The sequence below is a fragment of the Microbacterium sp. B19 genome, from assembly GCF_000333395.1.
GTDB lineage: Bacteria > Actinomycetota > Actinomycetes > Actinomycetales > Microbacteriaceae > Microbacterium.
In genome coordinates this window covers 20,064-39,427 of the sequence record NZ_BADA01000349.1, presented here as the reverse complement: position 1 = coordinate 39,427, position 19,364 = coordinate 20,064, and the positions used below count along the sequence as shown (strand labels likewise).

Below are 19,364 nucleotides of genomic sequence, written 5' to 3'. Positions count from 1 at the left end.
GGAAGAGCGCCCTGGATGCAGATCTCGGTGGCGCCGAGGTCGGCGGCATCCGCGGCGATCGCCTCGGCATCCGCGAGGTCGAACTCTCCCACGCCCGCGCGGCCNGCGCGCCGGTAGCCGGTCGAGGTGAGGTTGCGGTTGCGGACCAGGGTCACCGGCTCGCCGACGGTGTAGCGACGCGCGTCGTCGGCCGCGGCGGTCAGGGCGTCGAGCTCGGCGCCGGTGGCGTGGAGCAGCCGCGTCCAGTCGGCGTCGTCGAGCGCGAGCGGGTCTGCTGCGGCCTCGGCGAGACGGAGCACGCCGGGGTCGGCGCTGTGCGCTGCCGCCGGGGCATTGGCGCGAGCCGCGTCGCCGGCGGGACGAGCGGAGGTGATTCGGGGAGCGGAGGATGCCGCGGCCTCGGGCTGTCCTCCCGTGCCGGAATCTCCTCCCGTGGCGGGGTTGTGCAGGGCAGGTGCGGCGCTGTCGGCTGCGGGGCTGCCGGGGGCGACGCCGCCGGGGGCGGAGGGGATTCGGGGAGCGGAGGATGCCAGGGCCTCGGGCTGTCCTCCCGCGCCGGAATCTCCTCCCGTGGCGGGGTTGTGCAGGGCAGGTGCGGCGCTGTCGGCTGCGGGGCTGCCGGGGGCGACGCCGCCGGGGGCGGAGGGGATTCGGGGAGCGGAGGATGCCAAGGCCTCGGGCTGTCCTCCCGTGCCGGAATCTCCTCCCGCGGCGGGCCGTGGAGCCCCCGGGATCACGTCGGCCGCGAGGCCCGTGGCATCCATCAACGCCCGCACGGGGGCGTGGAGCGCGGGGTCGATCCACGTCGCCGCGTCCGTCACGTACTCGGGGTGCGCGGTGAGGCGCTCGCGGAGCGCGAATCCGTGGACAGCGGTCTGGGCCGCGAGGTCGTCGATGTGCGGCCAGGGGCGCTCAGGGTTCACGTGGTCGGCCGTGAGCGGCGAGACTCCGCCCCCATCGTCGATCCCGGCCCCGATCAGCAGCCCCAGCTCGCGCGGGTCGAAGAGGTCGGCGGAACCTGGATGCGCATGTCGGGTCCGAACACGAGGCGCGCGACGGCGACCGTCGCGAGGTACTCGTGCATGTCGGCATCCGGGGCTCCCTGCATGGCGGTGCGGGGTTTCGCGCGGAAGTTCTGCACGATCACCTCTTGCACATGGCCGTGCCGGTCGTCGAGGTCGCGCAGGGCGATGAGCGACTCGGCGCGGTCGCGGACGGTCTCGCCGATGCCGACCAGGATGCCGGTCGTGAACGGGATGCCAGCGGCCCCCGCGTCGTCGATGACGCGCAGACGCAGGTCGGGGTCTTTGTCGGGCGACCCGAAATGCACCTGACCGGGCTCTTCGTACAGCCGGCGTGAGGTGGTCTCGAGCATCATGCCCATCGACGGGGAGACCGGGCGGAGCGTCGCGAGCTCGGCGGGGTGCATCACGCCGGGGTTCGCGTGCACGAGCATGCCCGTCTCGGCGGTGATGAGCCGTGCGATGTGCGCGACGTAGTCGATGGTCGAGGCGAAACCGTGCTCGTCGAGCCACGCGCGGGCCTCGGGCCAGCGCTCTTCCGGGCGGTCGCCGAGCGTCAGCAGCGCCTCTTTGCAGCCCAGCGCCTGCCCCTGCCGCACGACCGTGAGCACCTGCTCGGGGCTCATGTACGCGGGCTTGCGGAGGAGCGCGAGCTGCCCGGGGGTGTCGACGAAGATGCAGTAGTGGCAGCGGTCGCGGCACAGGGTCGTGAGCGGCACGAACACCTTGCGCGAGTACGTGATGACCCGCGGTCGACCGGCGCGCTCGAGCCCCTCGTCGCGCAGCGCGGCGGCGTCGCGGGAGACCACCTCGAGCGGGGCGTGCAGCAGCCGCTCGGTCTCGTCGACGTCGGGCCGGTGCCCGTCGCGCACACGGGCGAGGAGGTCGTCGATCGAGTCGCCCCGGGCCGGTGCGGCCTGCGGCGCAGCGCTGCCCGTACTCATCGCTCCAGGCTATCCCTCCCCTCCGACACCCGGGCCGCGCGGCGTGCGGGCCGGGTTGCGGGCCGGGGCGCGCGCCGGGTCCGGGGCCGGGCTGCCGGGCCCGCGAGACTGCATCTGCCTGACAAACCCACTGCACACTGCGGCGGTTTCGTCAGGCGCGTGCAGTCTCGCGGTCGAGCGGCCCCGCCGCGGATCGTTGCCGTCTCGTGAGGCGTGGGGGCCGACGGCATCCATCGTCGCTGGCAGGATGGATGCCATGGTGACCCTGCTGCTCGATTCGACGCAGCTCGAGGTCGTGCTCTCGCCGACCGAGCGTGCGCTCTCGTTCCGCAAGCGCAACATCGTCGTGCCGCGCGCGACGATCGACCGCGTGCAGTTGACCGACGATGCGTGGACCTGGTTGCGAGGCGTTCCGAACCCCGGGACCAACCTGCCCGTCGCGGTCGCGATGGGCACGTGGAAGTCGGCCGGCGGCAACGACTTCGTCGTCATCCGTCGCCGGAAGTCGAGCGTCGTCATCGACCTGAGTGGCCACGACGAGTTCGAGCGCCTCGTCCTCACGACCAAGCACGGCGTGGCCCTGCTCAAGGCGCTGCGTCTCGACGTGGCATCCGAACCCGAGGACGTCGCCGACCTCGTGTCCTGACGCGGTCTGCGCCCAGATCACGTGATCTGGTCGAACGTATGCGTCATTGCGCGCCATAGCGGGTGGTCCCAGCCACGTCGCGTGATCTGGCGGAGCGGACGCCGCGGGACGGACGCCGCGGAACCCGCCCCGGGTCAGTCGACGTCGCGACGCCAGGTGGTGGCGAGGCCGATGAGCACCAGCACCACGGCGTAGCCGAGCAGCACGAGGCCGCCGAGCCACCACTCGAGCGGCTGTTCGCCGCCCGCGCCCACGGCGCCGAAGATCGTCTTGCCCACGAGGGCGTCGCTCGCGGCGCTGGGGAACCACCGCGCGACCTCGCCGAGGCCGTCGACGACGCCCGCGATCGTCCGCACGATGGGCTCGACGAACAGGGTCACCGCCAGCACGATCACGACGGCGGCGACCTGGTTCCGCACGACGGTACCGACGCCGATCCCGACGAGCGCCCACAGCGCGAACGCCAGCAGCATCCGGCCGACGAGCACCCACGTGTCCGACGAGCCGAGCTCGGCGCCGACTCCGAACAGGCTGAACACCGCGGCTCCGGCGCCGATCGCGGCGATCGAGCCGAGGACGCCGTACAGCAGCCCCACCAGGATGCCGACCACGAACTTCCCCCCGAGCACGACGCCGCGGCGTGGTGTGGCCAGGAACGTCGGGGTGAGCGTCTTGTGCCGGAACTCGGTCGTGACCATGAGCGTCCCCGCCAGCAGCGGGAAGACGTACCCCACGGTGCTCGCCGAGCTGTAGACCAGGGCGGCGAGACCGTCCGTGGGGAGCGCCGGCCCGGAGGCGCCCGGAAGCTTGCCGGATGCCACACCCCCGAACGCCAGCGCGAGCACACCCGCCGTGAAGCCGACGTAGACCACGAGCACGATGCCCAGCACCCACCAGCCGGCGGTGCTGAACTGCTTCGTGTACTCGGAGCGAGTGGATGCCACCAGGCTCATCGCGGCACCTCCGTGTCTTCGGCGCGGGTATCTGCGGCCGGCACGATGTCGATGACCCCCGTGGATGCCACGGCGTACGAGGACCGCGGACCGGGATCGGGCTCGGACGGGGGGACTGCGCTCTGCGGCGCGGGGACGATCGCCACGAGGTCGGTCGACGGGGCGGGCTCCGCCGCGGGCGCGGGCGCGGGCTCCGCCGCGGAGGCCGCCTCAGCCGCCTCACCCTCATCGGCCGCATCAGCCTCCGCCTCGGGCGCCGGGCCCACGGCATCCGGAACCACGCCCGCCGCGCTCGCGTGCGTCCTCACGCCGCTGACGAGCTCGAGGAAGATGTCCTCGAGGCTCGCGCCCTTGCTCTGCAGGTGCGACAACACGATGCCGGCGCCGGCGGCGAGGGTGCCGATCTCGAGCGGTTCGACGTGCCGGATCGTGAAGCCGTTGCGCAGCAGCTGGAAGGGGATGCCGCGCTCCTCGAGCAGCCGTGACAGCGCCTCGCGATCGGGGGAGTCGACGACCGTGGAGTATTCGTCGGGGTCGGCGAGGTCTTCGGTGCCGCCCTGGAAGACGAGCTTTCCGCGCGAGATGATGAGCAGCGCATCGACGGTCTGCTGCACCTCGGCGAGCAGGTGCGACGAGATCAGCACCGTGCGTCCCTCTTCGGCGAGGTGTCGGAGCAGCGAGCGCATCCAGCGGATGCCTTCGGGGTCGAGGCCGTTCGACGGCTCGTCGAGCACGAGCACGCCGGGGTCGCCGAGCAGCGCGGTCGCGAGGCCCAGGCGCTGCCGCATGCCGAGCGAGTAGCCGCCGACGCGGCGCCCGGCGACGTCGGCGAGACCGACGAGCCCCAGCACCTCGTCGACGCGCGACAGGGGCAGCCGCGCGGCGCGGGCGTAGGCCTTGAGGTGGTTCGCGGCCGAACGGCCCGGATGGAAACTGGATGCCTCGAGCGCGGCCCCCACGGTCTGCAGCGGCCGATCGATCTCGGCGTAGCGGCGGCCGCCGATCGTCGCCGATCCGGACGTGGGGCGGACGAGCCCCAACAGCATGCGCAGCGACGTGGTCTTCCCGGCGCCGTTGGGGCCGAGGAAGCCGGTCACCAGGCCCGGCTCCACGCGTGCGGTCAGGCCGTCGACGGCCGACACGGCGCCGAAGCGTTTGGTCAGCCCGGAGAATTCCAGCACCTGTCCTTGGGGCATCGAGTACCTCTCGTTCGGCGGGCGTTCTGTCCATCTTCCCCGATCTGAGGCCGAAAACACATCTGGCGGGCTGTGTAACGTGGCAGCGTGAACGCACAGCGATCCGACGACGAAGCGGTCATCGCGCGAGCCTGGCGGGGCGTCGGACACCTGACGCTCAACCGTCCCCGCGCCATCAACGCGCTCGACCTCGGGATGATCCGGATCCTCTCCGCGGCGCTCGACCGCTGGGAGCACGACTCCGACGTCGACCTCGTCCTGCTCGACGGCGCGGGCGACCGCGGCTTCTGCGCCGGCGGAGACGTCCGGGCGCTCTACGACTTCGTCGTGCAGGGGCGCACGGACGAGGCGCACACCTTCTTCCGCGAGGAGTACGCGCTCAACCACCGCATCGCGACCTACCCGAAGCCGATCGTGGCGATCGCCGACGGCGTGACGATGGGCGGCGGCATCGGCCTCGCCGGACACGCGCGCATCCGCATCGTGACCGAGCGCTCGCAGCTCGCGATGCCCGAGACGCGGATCGGTTTCACCCCCGACGTGGGCGGGTCGTGGCTGCTCGGCCGGGCGCCCGGCCGGCTGGGCGAATACCTCGGCCTGACCGGAGCGACGATGGATGCCGCGGACGCCCTGTACGCGGGATTCGCCGACCATCTCGTCCCCGTCGCGCACCTTTCCGCGCTGCACGAGGCGCTCGAGTACCGCGCCGATCCGTCGAGCCCCACCGAACTCGTGCTGCTGTTCGACGAGAGCCCCGAGCGGTCGAACCTGGAGACCTGGCGTCCGTGGATCGACGACGCCTTCTCCGCCGACGACCTGGATGGCATCCTGCATCGGCTCCGCCAGAGGTGGGAGCCCGAGGCCCACGCGACCGCCGACCTGCTCGAGGCGTCGGCTCCGACGGCGGTGTCCGTGACGCTCGAGGCCGTCCGGCGCGCCCGAGCCCTACCGTCGCTGCGTGCCGCGCTCGCGCAGGAGTACGGGCTCGTGATGTGGTTCGCGACGACGCAGCCCGACCTGGCCGAGGGGATCCGCGCGCAGCTCGTCGACAAGGACCGCTCGCCGTCGTGGTCGCCCGCGCACCGCTTCGACCTGCCGCCGGGCCGCGTGGCCGAGGCGTTCGCCCACGAGCCCGAACCCGCGCTCTGGTAGAGCCATGGCGAGACGGAGGCGCTGGTCGTTCGGGCGGCTGCTCGACGGGTTCTTCTTCGTCTTCGCGGGTCTCGCCGCGGTGTGGCTGGCGTACCTGAGCTTCACCCAGACCTTCACTCTCGGCTGGGGCGGCATCCTCATGGCGATCGTGTTCTGGGGGCTCCTGGCGTACCTCGTGCTCCCTCGGCTGCATCGCATCCTGACCGCCATCTACGTGCCCGACTACTTCATGGGCCGCACCCGCACGTCCGACGGGCTGCTGGGCGACCCGGTGAACCTCGCGTTCCAGGGCGAGCGCGCGCAGGTCGAGGCCGCGATGGCCGCGGCCGGCTGCATCCCCGCGGACCCCGTGGGCCTCGGCTCGTCGTGGCGGATCATCGTGTCGACGCTGCGGCGCCGCAGCTACCCGACCGCCCCGGTCAGCCCGCTGTTCCTGTTCGGCCGCATGCAGGACCTGGCGTATCAGCAGGAGGTCGACGGATCGCCCGCGCAGCGGCACCACGTGCGGCTCTGGCGCTGCCCCGACGGCTGGCTGCTGCCCGGCGGTCGGCGGGTGGACTGGCTCGCTGCGGGAACGTTCGATCGCGCCGTCGGCCTGTCGCTCTTCACGCTGCAGGTCACGCACCGCATCGACGCCGACACCGACATCGAGCGCGACCACATCGTCGCGACCGTGCAGCCGCTGCCGGGGGTGGTGGTCGACGTCATCCGCGACTTCTCGACCGGCTACCACTCGCGCAACGGCGGCGGTGACAGCATCACGACCGACGGCGACCTCCCGATCCTCGACGTGCGGGGCCTGTCGATGGATGCCAGCACCTCCGGCGCCTCGAGAGAGGGGCGGCCGTGAGCGAGAGGCATCCGGCCAAGAGAGCGGCGTTCGAACCGATCGCCGCCCCGGTCGCGGGCGACCCGGCGATGCGCCGTCCGATCGCGACGGTCGCCGGGGGAGTGCTCGTGCTGCTCCGGGCTCTGGCAGGCATCGTGTGGGGCGTCGCGGTCGCCTTCGACCTCCCGCCGTGGTTGCAGGCGGTCGCCGGCGCCGCGGACGGTTCCGGTGCGGAGTCGGGTCTCACCCTCTCCGACCTCGGCGTCGGCGCGGGGCTGTTCTTCGGCCTCCTCGGCGTGATCGCGCTCGTGCAGGGGGTGTTCGGCATCCTGCTGCTCCGCGGGAGCAACGTCGCCCGCGTGATCGTGATGCTCGTGTCCACGTCCTCGATCGTCACGGCGTTCGTCGGCTGGTGGGAGCTGGGCCAGGAGATCACGGTCGGCACGACCCTCGTCACGGTGAGCCTCGACATCCTGGTGCTGCTCGCCCTCTCCAGCCGGGATGCCGCCGCCTACGCCCGCCGCAACGAGCGCCGCTGACCCCGGGGGCGGGCACAACTCCTGCGGGATCGGCATCCATCCGCCCCGGTGGGGGCGCAATGCGCGGTTGCGCCGGAGTTGTGCGGGTGGGGTCGGGGATGCCGTGCGTCGGCACCGCTCCTGCAGATTCGGCGGTGGGTGCCGGGGTGGGGCAGGGGGAGAGGTTCTTGCCGGAGTTGTGCGGGTGGGGCGGGGGATGCCGTGCGCCGGCACAACTCCTGCAGAATCCGCCGGGCTGCGCGAGGGTAGGGCGGATCGCCCGGTTGTGCCGGAGTCGTGCCGCCGTCAGCGAAACCCCGGGCGGATCCCGGGGGTTGCACAGACGGCGGCCGATAGCCTGAAAGGTGCCGCACCCGAGCGGCGGAACGGATGACGGACGTGTTCGACAGCCCCATGTCGGCCTCGGCGTACGAGGTGCTGCGCGTCGACGTCGACATCGACGACGAGGGACTCCGCCGCGCCTACCGCGTCCGGCTCCGCGAGACGCACCCCGACACCGGCGGCGACGCCGCGCTGTTCGTGCAGGTGCAGCGCGCGTGGGAACTCGTCGGCACGCCCGAGGCCCGCGCCGCGTACGACCGCGGTCGCGGACACGCGTCGGCCGAATGGGGCGGTGGGGCAGCGGCATCCACCCCTCCGCGTCCGGACACCCGGCCACGCGCCCGCGCGTACGGTCAGCCCGGTGGGTGGCGGCGCGAGCGGTACCTGTCGCTGATCCGCGAGTGGGTCGGCCGCGGCGTCGAGGTCGCCGACCCGTACGACCCCGCGCTGGTGCGGTCGGCGCCGCCGGAGATCCGGCACATCCTCGCCGATGCGCTCGCCGAGGAGGAGACCGCGCGCCTCGTGGCCGACCTCGGCATGGGGTACACCGTCTGGCACGACGTCTTCGCCGACCGCGACGGCCTCGACCCGGAGCAGAAGATCGACCACCTCGTGCTCGGCCCCAGCGGGCTGTACGCGATGCTCAGCGAGGACTTCGGCGGTCCGGTGGGCGTGCGCCGCGGCGAGATCACGGGCCCGAACGTCATCGGAGCGCCCGTGACGCAGCTCGTGTCGCGGGCGCGCGTGATCGCGCGGGCGGCCGGCGTCCGGTTCAGCGGCGCGATGGTCGTGCTGCCCGACGACGCGATCCTCGACGCCGTCACCGACCTCGGCAAGGTCCGCGGCACGCCCGTGGTGCTGGTGCAGCGGAGCGCCCTCACGACGCTGCTGCGCCGTGGCATCCCCGGTGCGCGCGAGGTCGGCGGCACCGAGCTGTTCGACATCCGCACCCGCCTGCAGCAGCGCGTCCGCCACGTCTGACGGCGGGAGTGGATGCCGGGAACCCGGCCCCCGTGCCCGGTACCGGCATCCGATTTCCTTCGTCGTGTCGCGTGCTCGCCCGATAGCGTGGAGGGAGGGGGCTGTTCCGCCACCCGTGAACCGAGCGTCTGGGGGCTGCGGTGCCAATCGACCTTTTCGGAATCATCGGCGTGACGATCGCCATCGTGGCGGTCCTGGTGATCGCCGTGATCGGCCTGTTCCTCTTCCGGGCCTGGTACCAGGTGCCGCAGGCCGACGAAGCCATCGTCATCGTCGGTAAGAAGCAGCGCGGCGAAGACGGTCTGACGTCCAACATGACGGTCATCACCGGCGGCGGCGCGTTCGTCAACAAGCTGACGCAGCGGTCCGATCGGATCTCGCTGCGCTCGCGCCAGATCAAGATGGAGCCCGTCGCACAGACCAAGAACGGGGTGACGATCCACCTCGCGGGCGTGGCGCTCGTGAAGATCGGCTCCCTGCCCGACCAGGTGCGCGCCGCCGCGGAACGCTTCGCGTCGCAGGACCAGGCGATCGACGTCTTCACCACCGAGCAGCTCGAGGGCGCCCTGCGCGGCGTCGTGGCGAAGCTCAGCGTCGAGGAGGTCATGCAGGACCGGCAGAAGCTCGGCGACGAGATCGCCGAGGGCATCAAGGGCGATCTGCTCGCCCAGGGCCTGGTCCTGGACTCGTTCGCCATCCAGGGCGTCACCGACCGCAACGGCTACATCGAGGCGCTCGGTGCGCAGGAGGTCGAGCGCGTCAAGCGCGAGGCCGAGGTCGCGCGGATCAACGCCGCCCGCGAAGTCAAGGCCCGCCAGCTGGCGACCGAGGAGGCCAACCTCGTCGAGCAGACCGCGTTCGACAAGAACACGGCCGCGTCGAAGTCCGAGGTCGGACGCGCCAACGCCGAGGCCGAGCAGGCCGAGAACCTCGCCCGCGCCGAACGCGAGCAGGCGGTGCTCGTGCAGCGGGCCGAGAACCGCCAGGCCGAGCTCGACGCCGACGTCAAGCGCGTCGCCGACGCGGAGAAGTACCGCAAGCAGACCGAAGCGGATGCCGAGTCCTACGCGCGGCAGAAGAAGGCCGAGACCGACCGGCAGGTGGCGCAGCAGGAATCCGACGCCGAGGCCTACGCGGTGCAGCGTCAGGCCGAGGCGCGGCAGGCGTCCGCCGCGGCCGAAGCCGCCGCCGTCCGGGCACGGGCCGAGGCCGAGGCCGAAGCGCTCCGGGCCCAGTCCGGCGCCGAAGCCGAGGCGCTGCGCGCGAAGGCCGTCGCGGAAGCCGAAGCGATCCGCGCGAAGGGTGAGGCCAGCGCCGCGGCGATCAAGGCCGAGGCCGAGGCGCTGCGCGAGAACCAGGAAGCCATCCTCGGCCGCGAGCTCATCGGTCAGCTTCCGGCGCTCATGGCCGAGTTCGCGAAGGGCTACCAGAACGTCGGCAGCGTCACGCTCGTCGGCGGCGACTCGGCCGGCACGCACATCGCCCGCGAGCAGGCCGCGGGTCTCGCCGCCACGTTCAGCAGCGTGAAGTCGGCGACCGGCGTCGACCTGGGCGCGATCCTGCAGGGGCAGGCGTTCGGACGCGGCGTCGCCTCCGTCGGCGACGCCCAGAACGGCCACCACGCGGCCGACGACGGAGCGACCACGGCGGCGACGTGAGCTGAGCGCGGGGGCCTGGCATCCGGGTTCCTCCGCGGTCGAACTGCGCGCGGGCGGCCGGACCTGCCTAGGGTGGGCACATGAGTACCGACGAGACCCCGGATGCCACCACCGGCGCGGCATCCGACGAGATGAAGCGCAAGTTCAAGGAAGCCCTGGCGAAGAAGAACGGGCAGCAGCGGTCGGGTCAGGCTCACCTGGACGGCCACTCGGCCGTGCAGGGCACCCACGGAGCCGTGACCAAGCGGGAGTTCCGCCGCAAGAGCGGCTGACCTCCAGACTGGATCGCAGGGGGCGGGCGCCCAGAGCTGCAGCAGCAGCGCGTCGAGCAGCGGGAGACCGGCCCGGAAGCGAACGGGGTGGGGATCAGCCTTCGGCTGGTTCCCACCCCTTTGCTACGCATTCGTCGCGAAGACGCTCCCCCGCATCAGGGAGGGCCGCGTCGTCTCTGTCGGCAACGGCTGTGACGAACGCACGCGACAGTTCCGCGATCGTGCTTGTATCGTCATCTGGCACCGCCGCCGAGAGGGACCTGGCGACGCGGGCCCGATCAGACTCAGGGCGGTCGGAGTTGTCCCACGATGCAGAGATGTTGCAGGCGTCGGTAGCCCATGAGGCTAGGGCGGCCGATGAGCATCCCGTCACGACGAGCACGGTCAGTGCCGATACTGCCGAGAGTATGGCGCTGCGGCGCTGCATGTTGCCATGTTCGCATCCGTCTCAATTCAAGACCAGACGTCGTGACACACCAGATGCAGTTGCCGCTCGCCACGCTGCCGTCAGGCGATGCGGACCGATGTTTCGAATCAGCCGACCGACTCGCCGCCGGGCGGGCCGAACTCCTGAGATCCGGACCCCTCGCGGTCCCCACGACGCCGGGAGACGGCCGCGGCGACGAAAACTCAGGAGTTCGGCCCGCCTCCCCGCCGGGACGGGCGCCGGGTCCAGCGGAACTCAGGAGTTCCGCACACCGCCGGGCCGCAGCGGCGCCTCGAAGAACGCTAGCTCCAGCCGCATCGAGCGGGCGTACGCGACCGACATCGCGGCGCGGACGGCGGGAGAGGCCGACCGGGCGGCGGCATCCGCGATCCGGGACGCCTCGGCGGACGACGCCGCGAACACCTCGTCGCCGTAGGCCGTGAGCCAGTCGGCGTAGGCGTGGTCCGGGGCGAAGGTGCCGCGCCAGCGCGCGCCGATGTCGGTGTAGAGCACGAAGCACGGCAGTACGGCCGCGACCAGGACCGCGTACGAGCCGCCCGCCGACACGGCGTGCAGATGGTCGGTGTAGGCGACGGTGTCGGGCGCGGCGTCGAGGGCGGTGGCATCCACGTGACTCTCGTGCAGGCGCGCTTCCTCGGCGAGACACGACGCCGACGCCGCGGCCCAGAAGCGCTGCTCCTCGGTGGTCGGGGCGAGCGCGGCGGCGCCCGCAAGGACGCGGGCGTACTCGCGCAGGTACAGCAGGTCCTGCCCGAGATACCAAGTGAACGCGGTGCGATCCAGGTCACCGGATGCCAGTCCCCGCACGAACGCGCAGTCGTCGACGGCGGCGCGCACCGGCGTCGCCTCGGCCCACGCGGCGGCGCTCCACGCCGGCCCGAGGTCGAGGTGCGGCCGCAGCTCGTGGAGATGGTCGATCGGACCGTTGCCCTGGCCCACGTGCAGCGCGGCGGCGTGCTCGAGAGCGCCGGTGAGCCACGGCTTCGCGCGCTCGAGCGCGGCGGGCCAGGCGAGTCCGTGCGCGGCGAGCGTCGCCATCGCGGACGACAGCGAACATCCCGTCCCGTGCGTGTGCGGGGTGTCGACGCGGCGGCCGGATACCGGGTGGACGCCGGCCGCGTCGACGATGGCATCCGGACTCTCCGCACCCCGCAGGTGCCCGCCCTTCAGCAGGACCGCGGTGTCGGCGCGCGCGGCGAGGGCGCGCGCCTGCGCGACCGCGGTGTCCCAGTCGTCGGCGACCGGGGCGTCGACGAGCACCGCGAGCTCGGGCAGGTTGGGGGTCACGAGGTCGGCGAGGCGGCACAGGTCGCGGACGGCCGCCTCGGCGTCGGCGTCGAGCAGCCGATCGCCGCTCGTCGCGATCATCACGGGGTCGAGCACGACGACCGGCGGGCGGACCTCGGCGAGCCACGCGGCCACGACCGCGACGACCTCGGTCGACCCCAGCATCCCGATCTTGACCGCGTCGATCTCGACGTCGTCGCTGACCGCCCGGAGCTGCGCCGACAGGAAGTCCGTCGGCGGCACGTGCACCTCGCGCACACCGAGGGTGTTCTGCGCGACGAGCGCGGTCACGGCGGCCATCCCGTATCCGCCGAACGCCGAGATGCTCTTCAGATCCGCCTGGATGCCGGCACCCCCGGTCGGGTCGGTCCCGGCGATGCTCAGCACGCGGGGGATCATGCCCACGCCTCCCGCAGCGCGCGGGTCGCCGACGCCGGATTGTCCGCACCGCTCACGGCCGACACCACGGCGACACCCGCGGCCCCGGCCCGACGCAGGGGAGCGACGTCGCCCACCTCGATGCCCCCGATCGCGACGCACGGCAGGGGAGCGGATGCCACCAGCTCGGCGAACCCGTCCACCCCGAGGGGTCGCGGGTGGTCGGGCTTGGTCGCGGTCGCGCGGATCACCCCGACGCCGAGGTAGTCCGCGGTCCCGGCCGGGAGGTGGGCGGCGGCGACGAAGTGGGCCGGGGTGTTCGCGGTCAGGCCGATGAGCGCGTCGGGGCCGAGCACCCAGCGCGCGGCGATGACGGGGAGGTCGTCCTGGCCCAGGTGGACGCCGTCCACGCGCGCGCCGGCCGCGCGCGCGGCGAGCACGAGGTCCACGCGGTCGTCGACGACGAACGTCGCGCGCCCCGCGATGACGTCGGCCAGGGCCGTGACGCGGTCGAACAGCTCGCGGCCGCACGCGTCCTTGTCGCGGAACTGCACGATGCTCGCGCCCGAAGAGGCAGCGGCATCCACGATCTCGACGACGTCGGCGAACGGCATCCGGTGATCGGTGACGAGGTGCAGGGACAGGTCGTGCCGACTCACTCGGCGACCCGGCCGTCGAGGTCGGCGGGGACGATCGCGGCGAGGGCGTCGAGGAACGTGACCGCGAACGACCCCGGTCCGCTCGACGTGGCCTCGGCCCGCTCGGATGCCACGGCCCAAATCGCGCTCGCCGTCGTCGCGGCCGCGAATCCGTCGGTCACCGCGAGCAGCGCCGCCATCGCGGCGCCGAGGGCGCAGCCGCCGCCCGTGACGCGGGTGAGCAGGACACTGCCGCCGGACACGCGCGCGACGCGGTCGGCATCCACGATCAGGTCGACCGGGCCCGACACGGCGACCGTCCCGCCCGTGCGGATCGCGAGCGCGCGGGCGACGTCGAGCGCGGCCTCGGGGCTGTCGGTCGAGTCGACGCCACGACCGCCGGCCCCCGCACCGGCGAGGGCGAGGATCTCGGACGCGTTGCCGCGGACGATCGCGGGCCGGGCCTCGAGCAGCTCGTGGGCGAGCGCGGTGCGGATGGGCAGCGCACCCACGGCGACGGGGTCGAGCACCCACGGCGTGCTCGCGGCGACCGCTTCGCGTGCGGCGTCGCGCTGCTCGGCGGTCGGGGTGCCGAGGTTCACCAGCACGCCCCCGGCGATCCCCGCGAAGAGTCCGGCCTCGCCGGGGATGTCGCACATCGCGGGCGAAGCGCCGAGCGCCAGCAGCGCGTTGGCGGTGAAGTTCGTCACCACCGCGTTGGTGATGCACTGCACCAGCGGCGGGGTGTCCCGCAGGTCGGCGAGGACGGTGGACGGAGACGACGACGTGCGAACGACCATTCGCGACATCCCTTCGCTAGTACGAACTAGATCAGGTTCGACGGGTGTGTTCTCAGCCCCATGGGGCACCCCGTGTCACTGCCGCGAAGGTAGCACAGGCGCTCAGTCGTCGAGCCCCAGCAGGTCGAGCGGGTGCGTCAGCCGCCACCACGGGCTGGGCGGGTCGATGTCGTCCTGCAGCCGCACGTCGACGGTGGCGGCGTCGAGCGGCCCCGTCGCGATCAGCTCGCCGGCGGTCTCGCCGGCGTCTCGTGCGTCGCCGAGCGTGAACGAGGTGTCGGCGGTGGCGCTCGCGCCGTTCCACAGCACGTTCTGCGCGTCGGACGCGGTGACGAGCGCGACGTCCTCGCCCCACAGCGTCGTGGCCTTGCCGACGACCGTTCCTGCCGGCACGGACGTGCGGAGCTGGATCTCCTCCGTCAGCCGCGCGAACAGGTCGCGCGCCGCCTGGTCGCGGGAGTCGGGCCCGGGCTGTCCGAGGACGGAGGCGTACGTGCGTACCGTCACCGACCCCACCGTCAGGTCTTTCGCCGACAGCAGGTTCCAGGCATCCAGGGTCCCGGTCTTGATGCCCACGACGCCCGGGTCGGCGAGCAGCGGGTTGCCGTTCTTGAACGTGCCGGCGCCCGGCAGCGTGAGCTCGGGCGTGCGGACGATCTCGGCGATCACGGGGTTCTGGAGCGCCTTCTCGGCGAGGGCGATGAGGGCGGCCGGGGTCGCGGTGTTGCCCGCCTCGATCCCGGTGGGGTTCACGATCGTGATGCCCGTGATGCCGCGGTCGGCCAGGTACACGGTCGCGGCGGCGACGAAGTCGGAGTTGGACGGCCAGAGATCGGATGCCAGCCGCTGGGCGTAGTTGTTCGCGGAGGCGATCAGCATGCCCTGGAGCATCTGCAGTTCCGTGAGGCTGCCGTCCACCGGGACGTCGAGCGAGGACTCCCCGCGGAAGCGGTACTGCCAGTAGTCGTCGCTGTCGGCCTGCGTGAACGCGTACGACTTCCCCTGCTCGCCGGGCGCGAGCGGAAGCCGGTCGAGCACGAGCAGCGCCGTGACGACCTTGGTGATGCTGGCGATCGACTCGGGCGCCTCGGCCGAGGAGAGCACGCCGCCCATGCCCTGCACCGCGATCGCGGCCTCCCCCTGGGCCGGCCACGCGGGGACGGCGGCGGGCGCCGCGGCGGTCTGCACGACGAGCGGAGTCACGCGGGGCGCCACGGCGTTCAACGGCCACAGCAGCGTGACCGCGACGTACACCGCGACGAGCAGCAGCAGGACCACCGGCGGCACGACCGTGCCCGGACGCAGCGCGCGGCGGCGGCGCCCGGCGAGGAGGTCGGGCGGGCGCGGGCCGCTCGCGGTGAGCACGAGCTCGGGGGCGGGGCGCGGGGCCGCCGCCGCAGCGGGGTCGACCCACGTCAGCGCGATCGGCGCGCCGATGAGGATGCGTTCGGGGGGCAGGGCGGGGGCGGTGGCGTTGGCCGGGGCGTTTGCGGGGGCGGTGGCCGGCGCGGTCTCGGGAGGAGGGGAGGACGTGGGAGGAGCGGAGGATGCCACGGCGGGTATCGGTCCTCCCGCGGCCGCATCTCCTCCGCCCGTCACGCCCACGGCGGTAGACGGCGCGGAGGCGTCGGAGGGCGCGGGGGTCGAGGAGGGCGCGGGCGCCGGGTCTTCGGCATCCGTTTCGCGCGACGGATCGTCCCGGTCACGCAGCTCGCGCCGTGTGGCCGGGGTCTGGTCGTGCACTCGCCCACGCTACCCCGGGCACGGCCCTATACTCGGGTTTCACAACCACGGGAGTCCGGTGAGCCGGGCTGAGAGGAAGCGACCCACGCTTCGACCGTCGAACCTGATCCGGATCATGCCGGCGCAGGGAGGAGAGAAATGCACACGTCCACGTCTGCCCGGACGGCCCCCGCCGTCGCCACGTCCGACCGCTTCCGCTGGCGGGTCGTCGACATCGTCGTGACCGCCGTCCTGGGCGTCGCGATCGGTCTCGTCTTCTGGGGCTGGAACACCGTCGGCGGCCTCTGGTTCACCGCGATGGACGGCCTGACGCCGGGCCTTGGCGGCATCGCGGTCGGCATCTGGCTGCTCGGCGGTGTCGTCGGCGGCCTCATCATCCGCAAGCCCGGGGCGGCGCTGCTCGTCGAGGTCATCGCCGCGATCGTGTCGGCCCTCATCGGCAACGTGTGGGGCATCAGCACGATCTACTCGGGCCTCGCGCAGGGCCTCGGCGCCGAGCTGATCTTCCTCGCGTTCCTGTACCTCCGCTTCTCGCTGCCGGTCGCGATGCTCGCCGGTGCGGGCGCCGGTGTCGGCGCGTGGGTGCTGGAGTTCTTCACCGGCAACATCGCGAAGACCGCCGAGTTCAACCTGCTGTACCTGACCACGCTCATCGTCTCGGGCGCGGTGCTCGGCGGTGTCGTGGGCTGGCTGCTCGTCCGTGCGCTGGCCGCGAGCGGCGCCCTCAGCCGTTTCGCCGCGGGACGCGAACGCCGCAGAGAGGTCTGATGCCGCATCCGGCGCGCGTCGACGTCGACGGCTGGGGGTGGCGGTACGCCGGACGTCGGCTGCCGGCCACCCGCGGCGTCGACCTGACGATCGAACCGGGGGAGCGGGTGCTGCTGCTCGGCGCCTCCGGGGCCGGGAAGTCGACGCTGCTCGCCGGTCTCGCCGGCCTCCTCGGCGGCAGCGACGAGGGCGAGGCCACGGGCCGCATCCTTGTCGACGGGCAACCCCCCGAGGCGCAGCGCGGACGCATCGGCCTCGTCCTGCAGGACCCCGAGGCCGGCGTCGTGCTGTCGAAGGTCGGCGACGACGTCGCCTTCGGCTGCGAGAACCTCGGTCTGCCCGCGGATGCCATTCCCTCGCGCGTCGCCGAGGCGCTGGCATCCGTGGGACTCGACGTGCCGCTCGACCGCCCGACGAAGGCGCTGTCGGGAGGGCAGAAGCAGCGGCTCGCGCTCGCCGGCGTGCTTGCGATGCGCCCGGGGCTGCTGCTGCTCGACGAACCCACCGCCAACCTCGACCCCGACGGAGTGCGCGAAGTGCGCGCCGCGGTGGAACGCGTGGTCTCCCGCGACGAGACGACCCTCGTGCTCATCGAGCATCGCACCGCGGTGTGGGCCGACCTCGTCACGCGCGTGATCGTCCTCGCGCCGGGCGGCGGGCTGCTCGCCGACGGCCCGCCCGCGTGGGTGTTCGCGGAGCACGGCGACGCGCTCGCCGCGGCGGGCGTGTGGGTGCCGGGGCGTCCGGTCGACCTGCCCGTGCTCGCTCCGGCCACCCCGTCGATGGATGCCACGCTCTCGGCATCCGCTCTCACGATCGGTCGTGAGCGCCGGACGCCCGTGCGCGCGGGGCTCGACGTCGTCGTTCCGGAGGGCGCGGGCACGGTCGTCACGGGACCCAACGGTGCGGGCAAGTCGACGCTCGCGCTGACCCTCGCAGGGCTCCTGCCCGAGCTCGCGGGCGAGGTCTTCGCCGCGCCGTCGCTCGCCGCGCGGGGGGTGCGACGTCCGTCGCGCTGGCGGTCGACCGAACTCCTCACGCGCATCGGCACGGTGTTCCAGGAGCCCGAGCACCAGTTCCTCGCCTCGACGCTGCGCGAAGAACTCGCCGTCGGCCCGCGGGCGCTGCGGATGCCGGCGGCCGAGGTCGACGCGATCGTCGACGAGCTGCTCGAGCGGCTCGACCTGGCATCCCTCGCCGAAGCCCACCCGTTCACTCTCTCGGGCGGACAGAAGCGACGGCTGTCGGTTGCGACCGTGCTCGCGTCGTCTCCCGCCGTGATCGTGCTCGACGAGCCGACGTTCGGTCAGGACCGGCGCGGCTGGAGCGAGCTCGTCGCGCTGTTGCAGCGCGAGATCGCGCGCGGACGCACCGTCGTGGCCGTCACGCACGACGCCGACGTGATCCGGCACCTCGGGCAGCACCGCATCGTCCTCGGGAGCGCCGCATGACCGCGGCGCTCACGGTGCCCGAGCGCACCCGGCCCTGGCTCGACGGCGTGAATCCCGTCACGCGCATCGTCATCGCGCTCGTGCTGTCGGTGCCGCTGTTCGCGACACTCGACCCGGTGAGCGCGTCGGTCGCGATCGTGCTCGAACTCGCGTGCGTGTCGCTCACGGGACTGGCGTGGAAGACCGTCCTGCGGCGGCTCGTGCCGGTGGTCGTGTTCGCGCCCGTCGCCGGCGTGAGCATGCTGCTCTATGCGAAGCCGGGCGGAACCGTCTACGGACAGTTCCTGTTCGCCACCGTGAGCGACGACTCGATCGCCCTGTCCCTGGCGGTCATGCTGCGCGTCGTCGCGCTGGGCCTCCCCACGATCCTGCTGTTCGGTCGCACGGATCCGACCGAGCTCGCCGACGGCCTGGCCCAGGTCGCGAAGCTGCCGAGTCGGTTCGTCCTCGGCATCCTCGCCGGTGCGCGCACGGTCGGGCTCTTCGTCGATGACTGGCGCACGATGACCCTCGCGCGCCGCGCGCGCGGCCTCGGCGACCACGGCGCGCTGCGGCGATTCCTCGGAATGGCGTTCGTGCTGCTCGTCTTCGCCGTCCGGCGCGGCACGACCCTCGCGACCGCGATGGAGGCCCGTGGCTTCGGAGCGCCCGTCGAGCGGACGTGGTCGCGCCCGTCGCGCCTGCACCCGCGCGACGGCGTCGCGCTCGCCGGAGCGATCGTGCTGATCGCCGCGGCGCTCATCGTCGCCGTGTGGACCGGCGCGTTCCGCTTCGTCGGCGGGTGAGGCGTTCGGGGTGAGGCGGCGCGGGTCAGAGGACGCGCTCGAAGCAGAGCGACTCCGGCATCGTCGCGACGTACGGCTCGTAGACCGGGATCGGGGTGAATCCGGTCGCCGCGTACAGCGCGAGCGACTCGGGCTGCATCGGGCCGCTCTGCAGGATCACGCGGCGGGCACCGCCCTCGCGCGCCCGCGCGACGACCGCCTCGGTGAGCGCGCGGCCCACGCCGCGTCGGCGCGCGGCGTCCGTCACGATCAGGCGCTTCAGCTCCCATTCCTCGCCGAGGCGGCGCAGCAGCACGTGGCCGAGCGCCGAGCCATCGGCATCCATCGCCAGAAAAGTCGCCACGACCTCGTCGGCGTGGACCGCCAGGGCCGCCGCGCGCTCCTCCGCCCTGCCCGGCGGATCGTCGGCGTTGGAACCGCCGTAGCGCTCGTCGAGATCGAGATCCAGGATGCCGCGCAGCTCGATCGCGCGCGGATCATCGACGTCGACGGTCTCGATGCGGAAGCCGGGATCACCCACCCGACGAGCCTAGAGAGCGTCGCCGCGGGACGA

Annotated in this window: 18 protein-coding genes, 1 pseudogene and 2 riboswitches; of the genes and pseudogenes, 10 read left to right on the top strand and 9 right to left on the bottom strand. The window is 72.9% G+C overall.

Annotated elements, in window-relative coordinates; genetic code table 11:
- Positions 1-923: pseudogene (locus I5G_RS26525) on the bottom strand (hypothetical protein); the annotation flags it as partial.
- Between the two features lie 53 nt (positions 924-976).
- Positions 977-1,966 (bottom strand): 7,8-didemethyl-8-hydroxy-5-deazariboflavin synthase CofG, encoded by a 990-nt coding sequence (cofG, locus tag I5G_RS22255; protein WP_239642535.1) that lies wholly within the window; start codon positions 1,964-1,966, stop codon positions 977-979.
- 256 nt (positions 1,967-2,222) lie between these two features.
- Between cofG and I5G_RS12360 the strand changes: the two genes are divergently transcribed.
- Positions 2,223-2,612, top strand: coding sequence for a hypothetical protein (locus tag I5G_RS12360; RefSeq protein WP_022879335.1), 390 nt, complete (start codon positions 2,223-2,225; stop codon positions 2,610-2,612).
- A gap of 134 nt (positions 2,613-2,746) precedes the next feature.
- Here the strand turns inward: I5G_RS12360 and I5G_RS12355 are convergent, their stop codons facing one another.
- Both I5G_RS12355 and I5G_RS22250 read right to left on the bottom strand, forming a co-directional pair.
- Positions 2,747-3,565, bottom strand: coding sequence for an ABC transporter permease (locus I5G_RS12355; protein ID WP_022879334.1), 819 nt, complete (start codon positions 3,563-3,565; stop codon positions 2,747-2,749).
- Entirely contained in the window at positions 3,562-4,761 is a 1,200-nt protein-coding gene (locus I5G_RS22250; RefSeq protein WP_022879333.1) for an ABC transporter ATP-binding protein, read from the bottom strand. The genes I5G_RS12355 and I5G_RS22250 overlap by 4 nt, the downstream gene beginning before the upstream one ends.
- An 87-nt stretch (positions 4,762-4,848) precedes the next feature.
- Between I5G_RS22250 and I5G_RS12345 the strand changes: the two genes are divergently transcribed.
- The 6 genes from I5G_RS12345 (at position 4,849) to I5G_RS12320 (ending at position 10,513) form a co-directional block, all read left to right on the top strand.
- Positions 4,849-5,913, top strand: coding sequence for an enoyl-CoA hydratase/isomerase family protein (locus I5G_RS12345; RefSeq protein ID WP_022879332.1), 1,065 nt, complete (start codon positions 4,849-4,851; stop codon positions 5,911-5,913).
- A 4-nt stretch (positions 5,914-5,917) separates the two neighbouring features.
- Entirely contained in the window at positions 5,918-6,763 is an 846-nt protein-coding gene (locus I5G_RS22245) for an LssY C-terminal domain-containing protein (protein ID WP_036327999.1), read from the top strand.
- Positions 6,760-7,281 carry a hypothetical protein gene (locus I5G_RS12335; RefSeq protein WP_026095887.1) on the top strand — a complete coding sequence of 174 codons (522 nt, stop codon included), beginning with the start codon at positions 6,760-6,762 and terminating at the stop codon, positions 7,279-7,281. Before I5G_RS22245 ends, I5G_RS12335 begins: the two co-directional genes overlap by 4 nt.
- A 378-nt stretch (positions 7,282-7,659) precedes the next feature.
- Positions 7,660-8,583 (top strand): DnaJ domain-containing protein, encoded by a 924-nt coding sequence (locus I5G_RS12330; RefSeq protein ID WP_026095886.1) that lies wholly within the window; start codon positions 7,660-7,662, stop codon positions 8,581-8,583.
- A 140-nt stretch (positions 8,584-8,723) separates the two neighbouring features.
- Complete coding sequence (locus I5G_RS22240; protein WP_022879330.1) at positions 8,724-10,241, top strand: SPFH domain-containing protein; 1,518 nt, start codon at positions 8,724-8,726, stop codon at positions 10,239-10,241.
- An 80-nt stretch (positions 10,242-10,321) separates the two neighbouring features.
- Positions 10,322-10,513: a DUF5302 domain-containing protein gene (locus I5G_RS12320; RefSeq protein ID WP_022879329.1), complete on the top strand. Its 192-nt coding sequence runs from the start codon at positions 10,322-10,324 to the stop codon at positions 10,511-10,513.
- Between the two features lie 682 nt (positions 10,514-11,195).
- Here I5G_RS12320 and thiD read toward each other — a convergent pair.
- The 4 genes from thiD to I5G_RS12300 form a co-directional block, all read right to left on the bottom strand.
- A complete protein-coding gene (gene thiD / locus I5G_RS22235; RefSeq protein ID WP_036328009.1) occupies positions 11,196-12,647 on the bottom strand; it encodes a bifunctional hydroxymethylpyrimidine kinase/phosphomethylpyrimidine kinase in 1,452 nt (483 codons plus the stop codon).
- Entirely contained in the window at positions 12,644-13,285 is a 642-nt protein-coding gene (thiE, locus tag I5G_RS12310; protein WP_022879327.1) for a thiamine phosphate synthase, read from the bottom strand. Before thiE ends, thiD begins: the two co-directional genes overlap by 4 nt.
- Positions 13,282-14,064: a hydroxyethylthiazole kinase gene (thiM, locus tag I5G_RS12305; RefSeq protein WP_026095885.1), complete on the bottom strand. Its 783-nt coding sequence runs from the start codon at positions 14,062-14,064 to the stop codon at positions 13,282-13,284. Before thiM ends, thiE begins: the two co-directional genes overlap by 4 nt.
- Positions 14,056-14,147: riboswitch (TPP riboswitch) on the bottom strand. Its footprint overlaps the gene before it by 9 nt.
- Before the next feature lie 19 nt (positions 14,148-14,166).
- Entirely contained in the window at positions 14,167-15,807 is a 1,641-nt protein-coding gene (locus I5G_RS12300; protein ID WP_026095884.1) for a D-alanyl-D-alanine carboxypeptidase family protein, read from the bottom strand.
- A gap of 37 nt (positions 15,808-15,844) precedes the next feature.
- A riboswitch (TPP riboswitch) is annotated at positions 15,845-15,954 on the top strand.
- Here I5G_RS12300 and I5G_RS12295 point away from each other — a divergent pair.
- The 3 genes from I5G_RS12295 to I5G_RS12285 all read left to right on the top strand — a co-directional run bounded on the left by I5G_RS12295 (position 15,946) and on the right by I5G_RS12285 (position 18,811).
- Positions 15,946-16,575 (top strand): ECF transporter S component, encoded by a 630-nt coding sequence (locus I5G_RS12295; protein ID WP_022879325.1) that lies wholly within the window; start codon positions 15,946-15,948, stop codon positions 16,573-16,575. Its footprint overlaps the riboswitch before it by 9 nt.
- Positions 16,575-18,026 carry an ABC transporter ATP-binding protein gene (locus I5G_RS12290; RefSeq protein WP_022879324.1) on the top strand — a complete coding sequence of 484 codons (1,452 nt, stop codon included), beginning with the start codon at positions 16,575-16,577 and terminating at the stop codon, positions 18,024-18,026. The genes I5G_RS12295 and I5G_RS12290 overlap by 1 nt, the downstream gene beginning before the upstream one ends.
- Complete coding sequence (locus I5G_RS12285) at positions 18,023-18,811, top strand: energy-coupling factor transporter transmembrane protein EcfT (protein WP_022879323.1); 789 nt, start codon at positions 18,023-18,025, stop codon at positions 18,809-18,811. The genes I5G_RS12290 and I5G_RS12285 overlap by 4 nt, the downstream gene beginning before the upstream one ends.
- Positions 18,812-18,836: 25 nt before the next feature.
- Here I5G_RS12285 and I5G_RS12280 read toward each other — a convergent pair whose 3' ends face one another.
- On the bottom strand, positions 18,837-19,331 hold the full coding sequence (locus I5G_RS12280; protein WP_022879322.1) for a GNAT family N-acetyltransferase: 495 nt from the start codon (positions 19,329-19,331) through the stop codon (positions 18,837-18,839).
- Positions 19,332-19,364 lie beyond the last annotated feature (33 nt).

Bases quoted from the DNA above. Each gene is read 5' to 3' on its own strand.
- cofG (WP_239642535.1), bottom strand. From the start codon at position 1,966: ATGAGTACGGGCAGCGCTGCGCCGCAGGCCGCACCGGCCCGGGGCGAC.
- I5G_RS12360 (WP_022879335.1), top strand. From the start codon at position 2,223: ATGGTGACCCTGCTGCTCGATTCGACGCAGCTCGAGGTCGTGCTCTCG.
- I5G_RS12355 (WP_022879334.1), bottom strand. From the start codon at position 3,565: ATGAGCCTGGTGGCATCCACTCGCTCCGAGTACACGAAGCAGTTCAGC.
- I5G_RS22250 (WP_022879333.1), bottom strand. From the start codon at position 4,761: ATGCCCCAAGGACAGGTGCTGGAATTCTCCGGGCTGACCAAACGCTTC.
- I5G_RS22245 (WP_036327999.1), top strand. From the start codon at position 5,918: ATGGCGAGACGGAGGCGCTGGTCGTTCGGGCGGCTGCTCGACGGGTTC.
- I5G_RS12320 (WP_022879329.1), top strand. From the start codon at position 10,322: ATGAGTACCGACGAGACCCCGGATGCCACCACCGGCGCGGCATCCGAC.
- thiD (WP_036328009.1), bottom strand. From the start codon at position 12,647: ATGATCCCCCGCGTGCTGAGCATCGCCGGGACCGACCCGACCGGGGGT.
- thiM (WP_026095885.1), bottom strand. From the start codon at position 14,064: ATGGTCGTTCGCACGTCGTCGTCTCCGTCCACCGTCCTCGCCGACCTG.
- I5G_RS12295 (WP_022879325.1), top strand. From the start codon at position 15,946: ATGCACACGTCCACGTCTGCCCGGACGGCCCCCGCCGTCGCCACGTCC.
- I5G_RS12290 (WP_022879324.1), top strand. From the start codon at position 16,575: ATGCCGCATCCGGCGCGCGTCGACGTCGACGGCTGGGGGTGGCGGTAC.
- I5G_RS12285 (WP_022879323.1), top strand. From the start codon at position 18,023: ATGACCGCGGCGCTCACGGTGCCCGAGCGCACCCGGCCCTGGCTCGAC.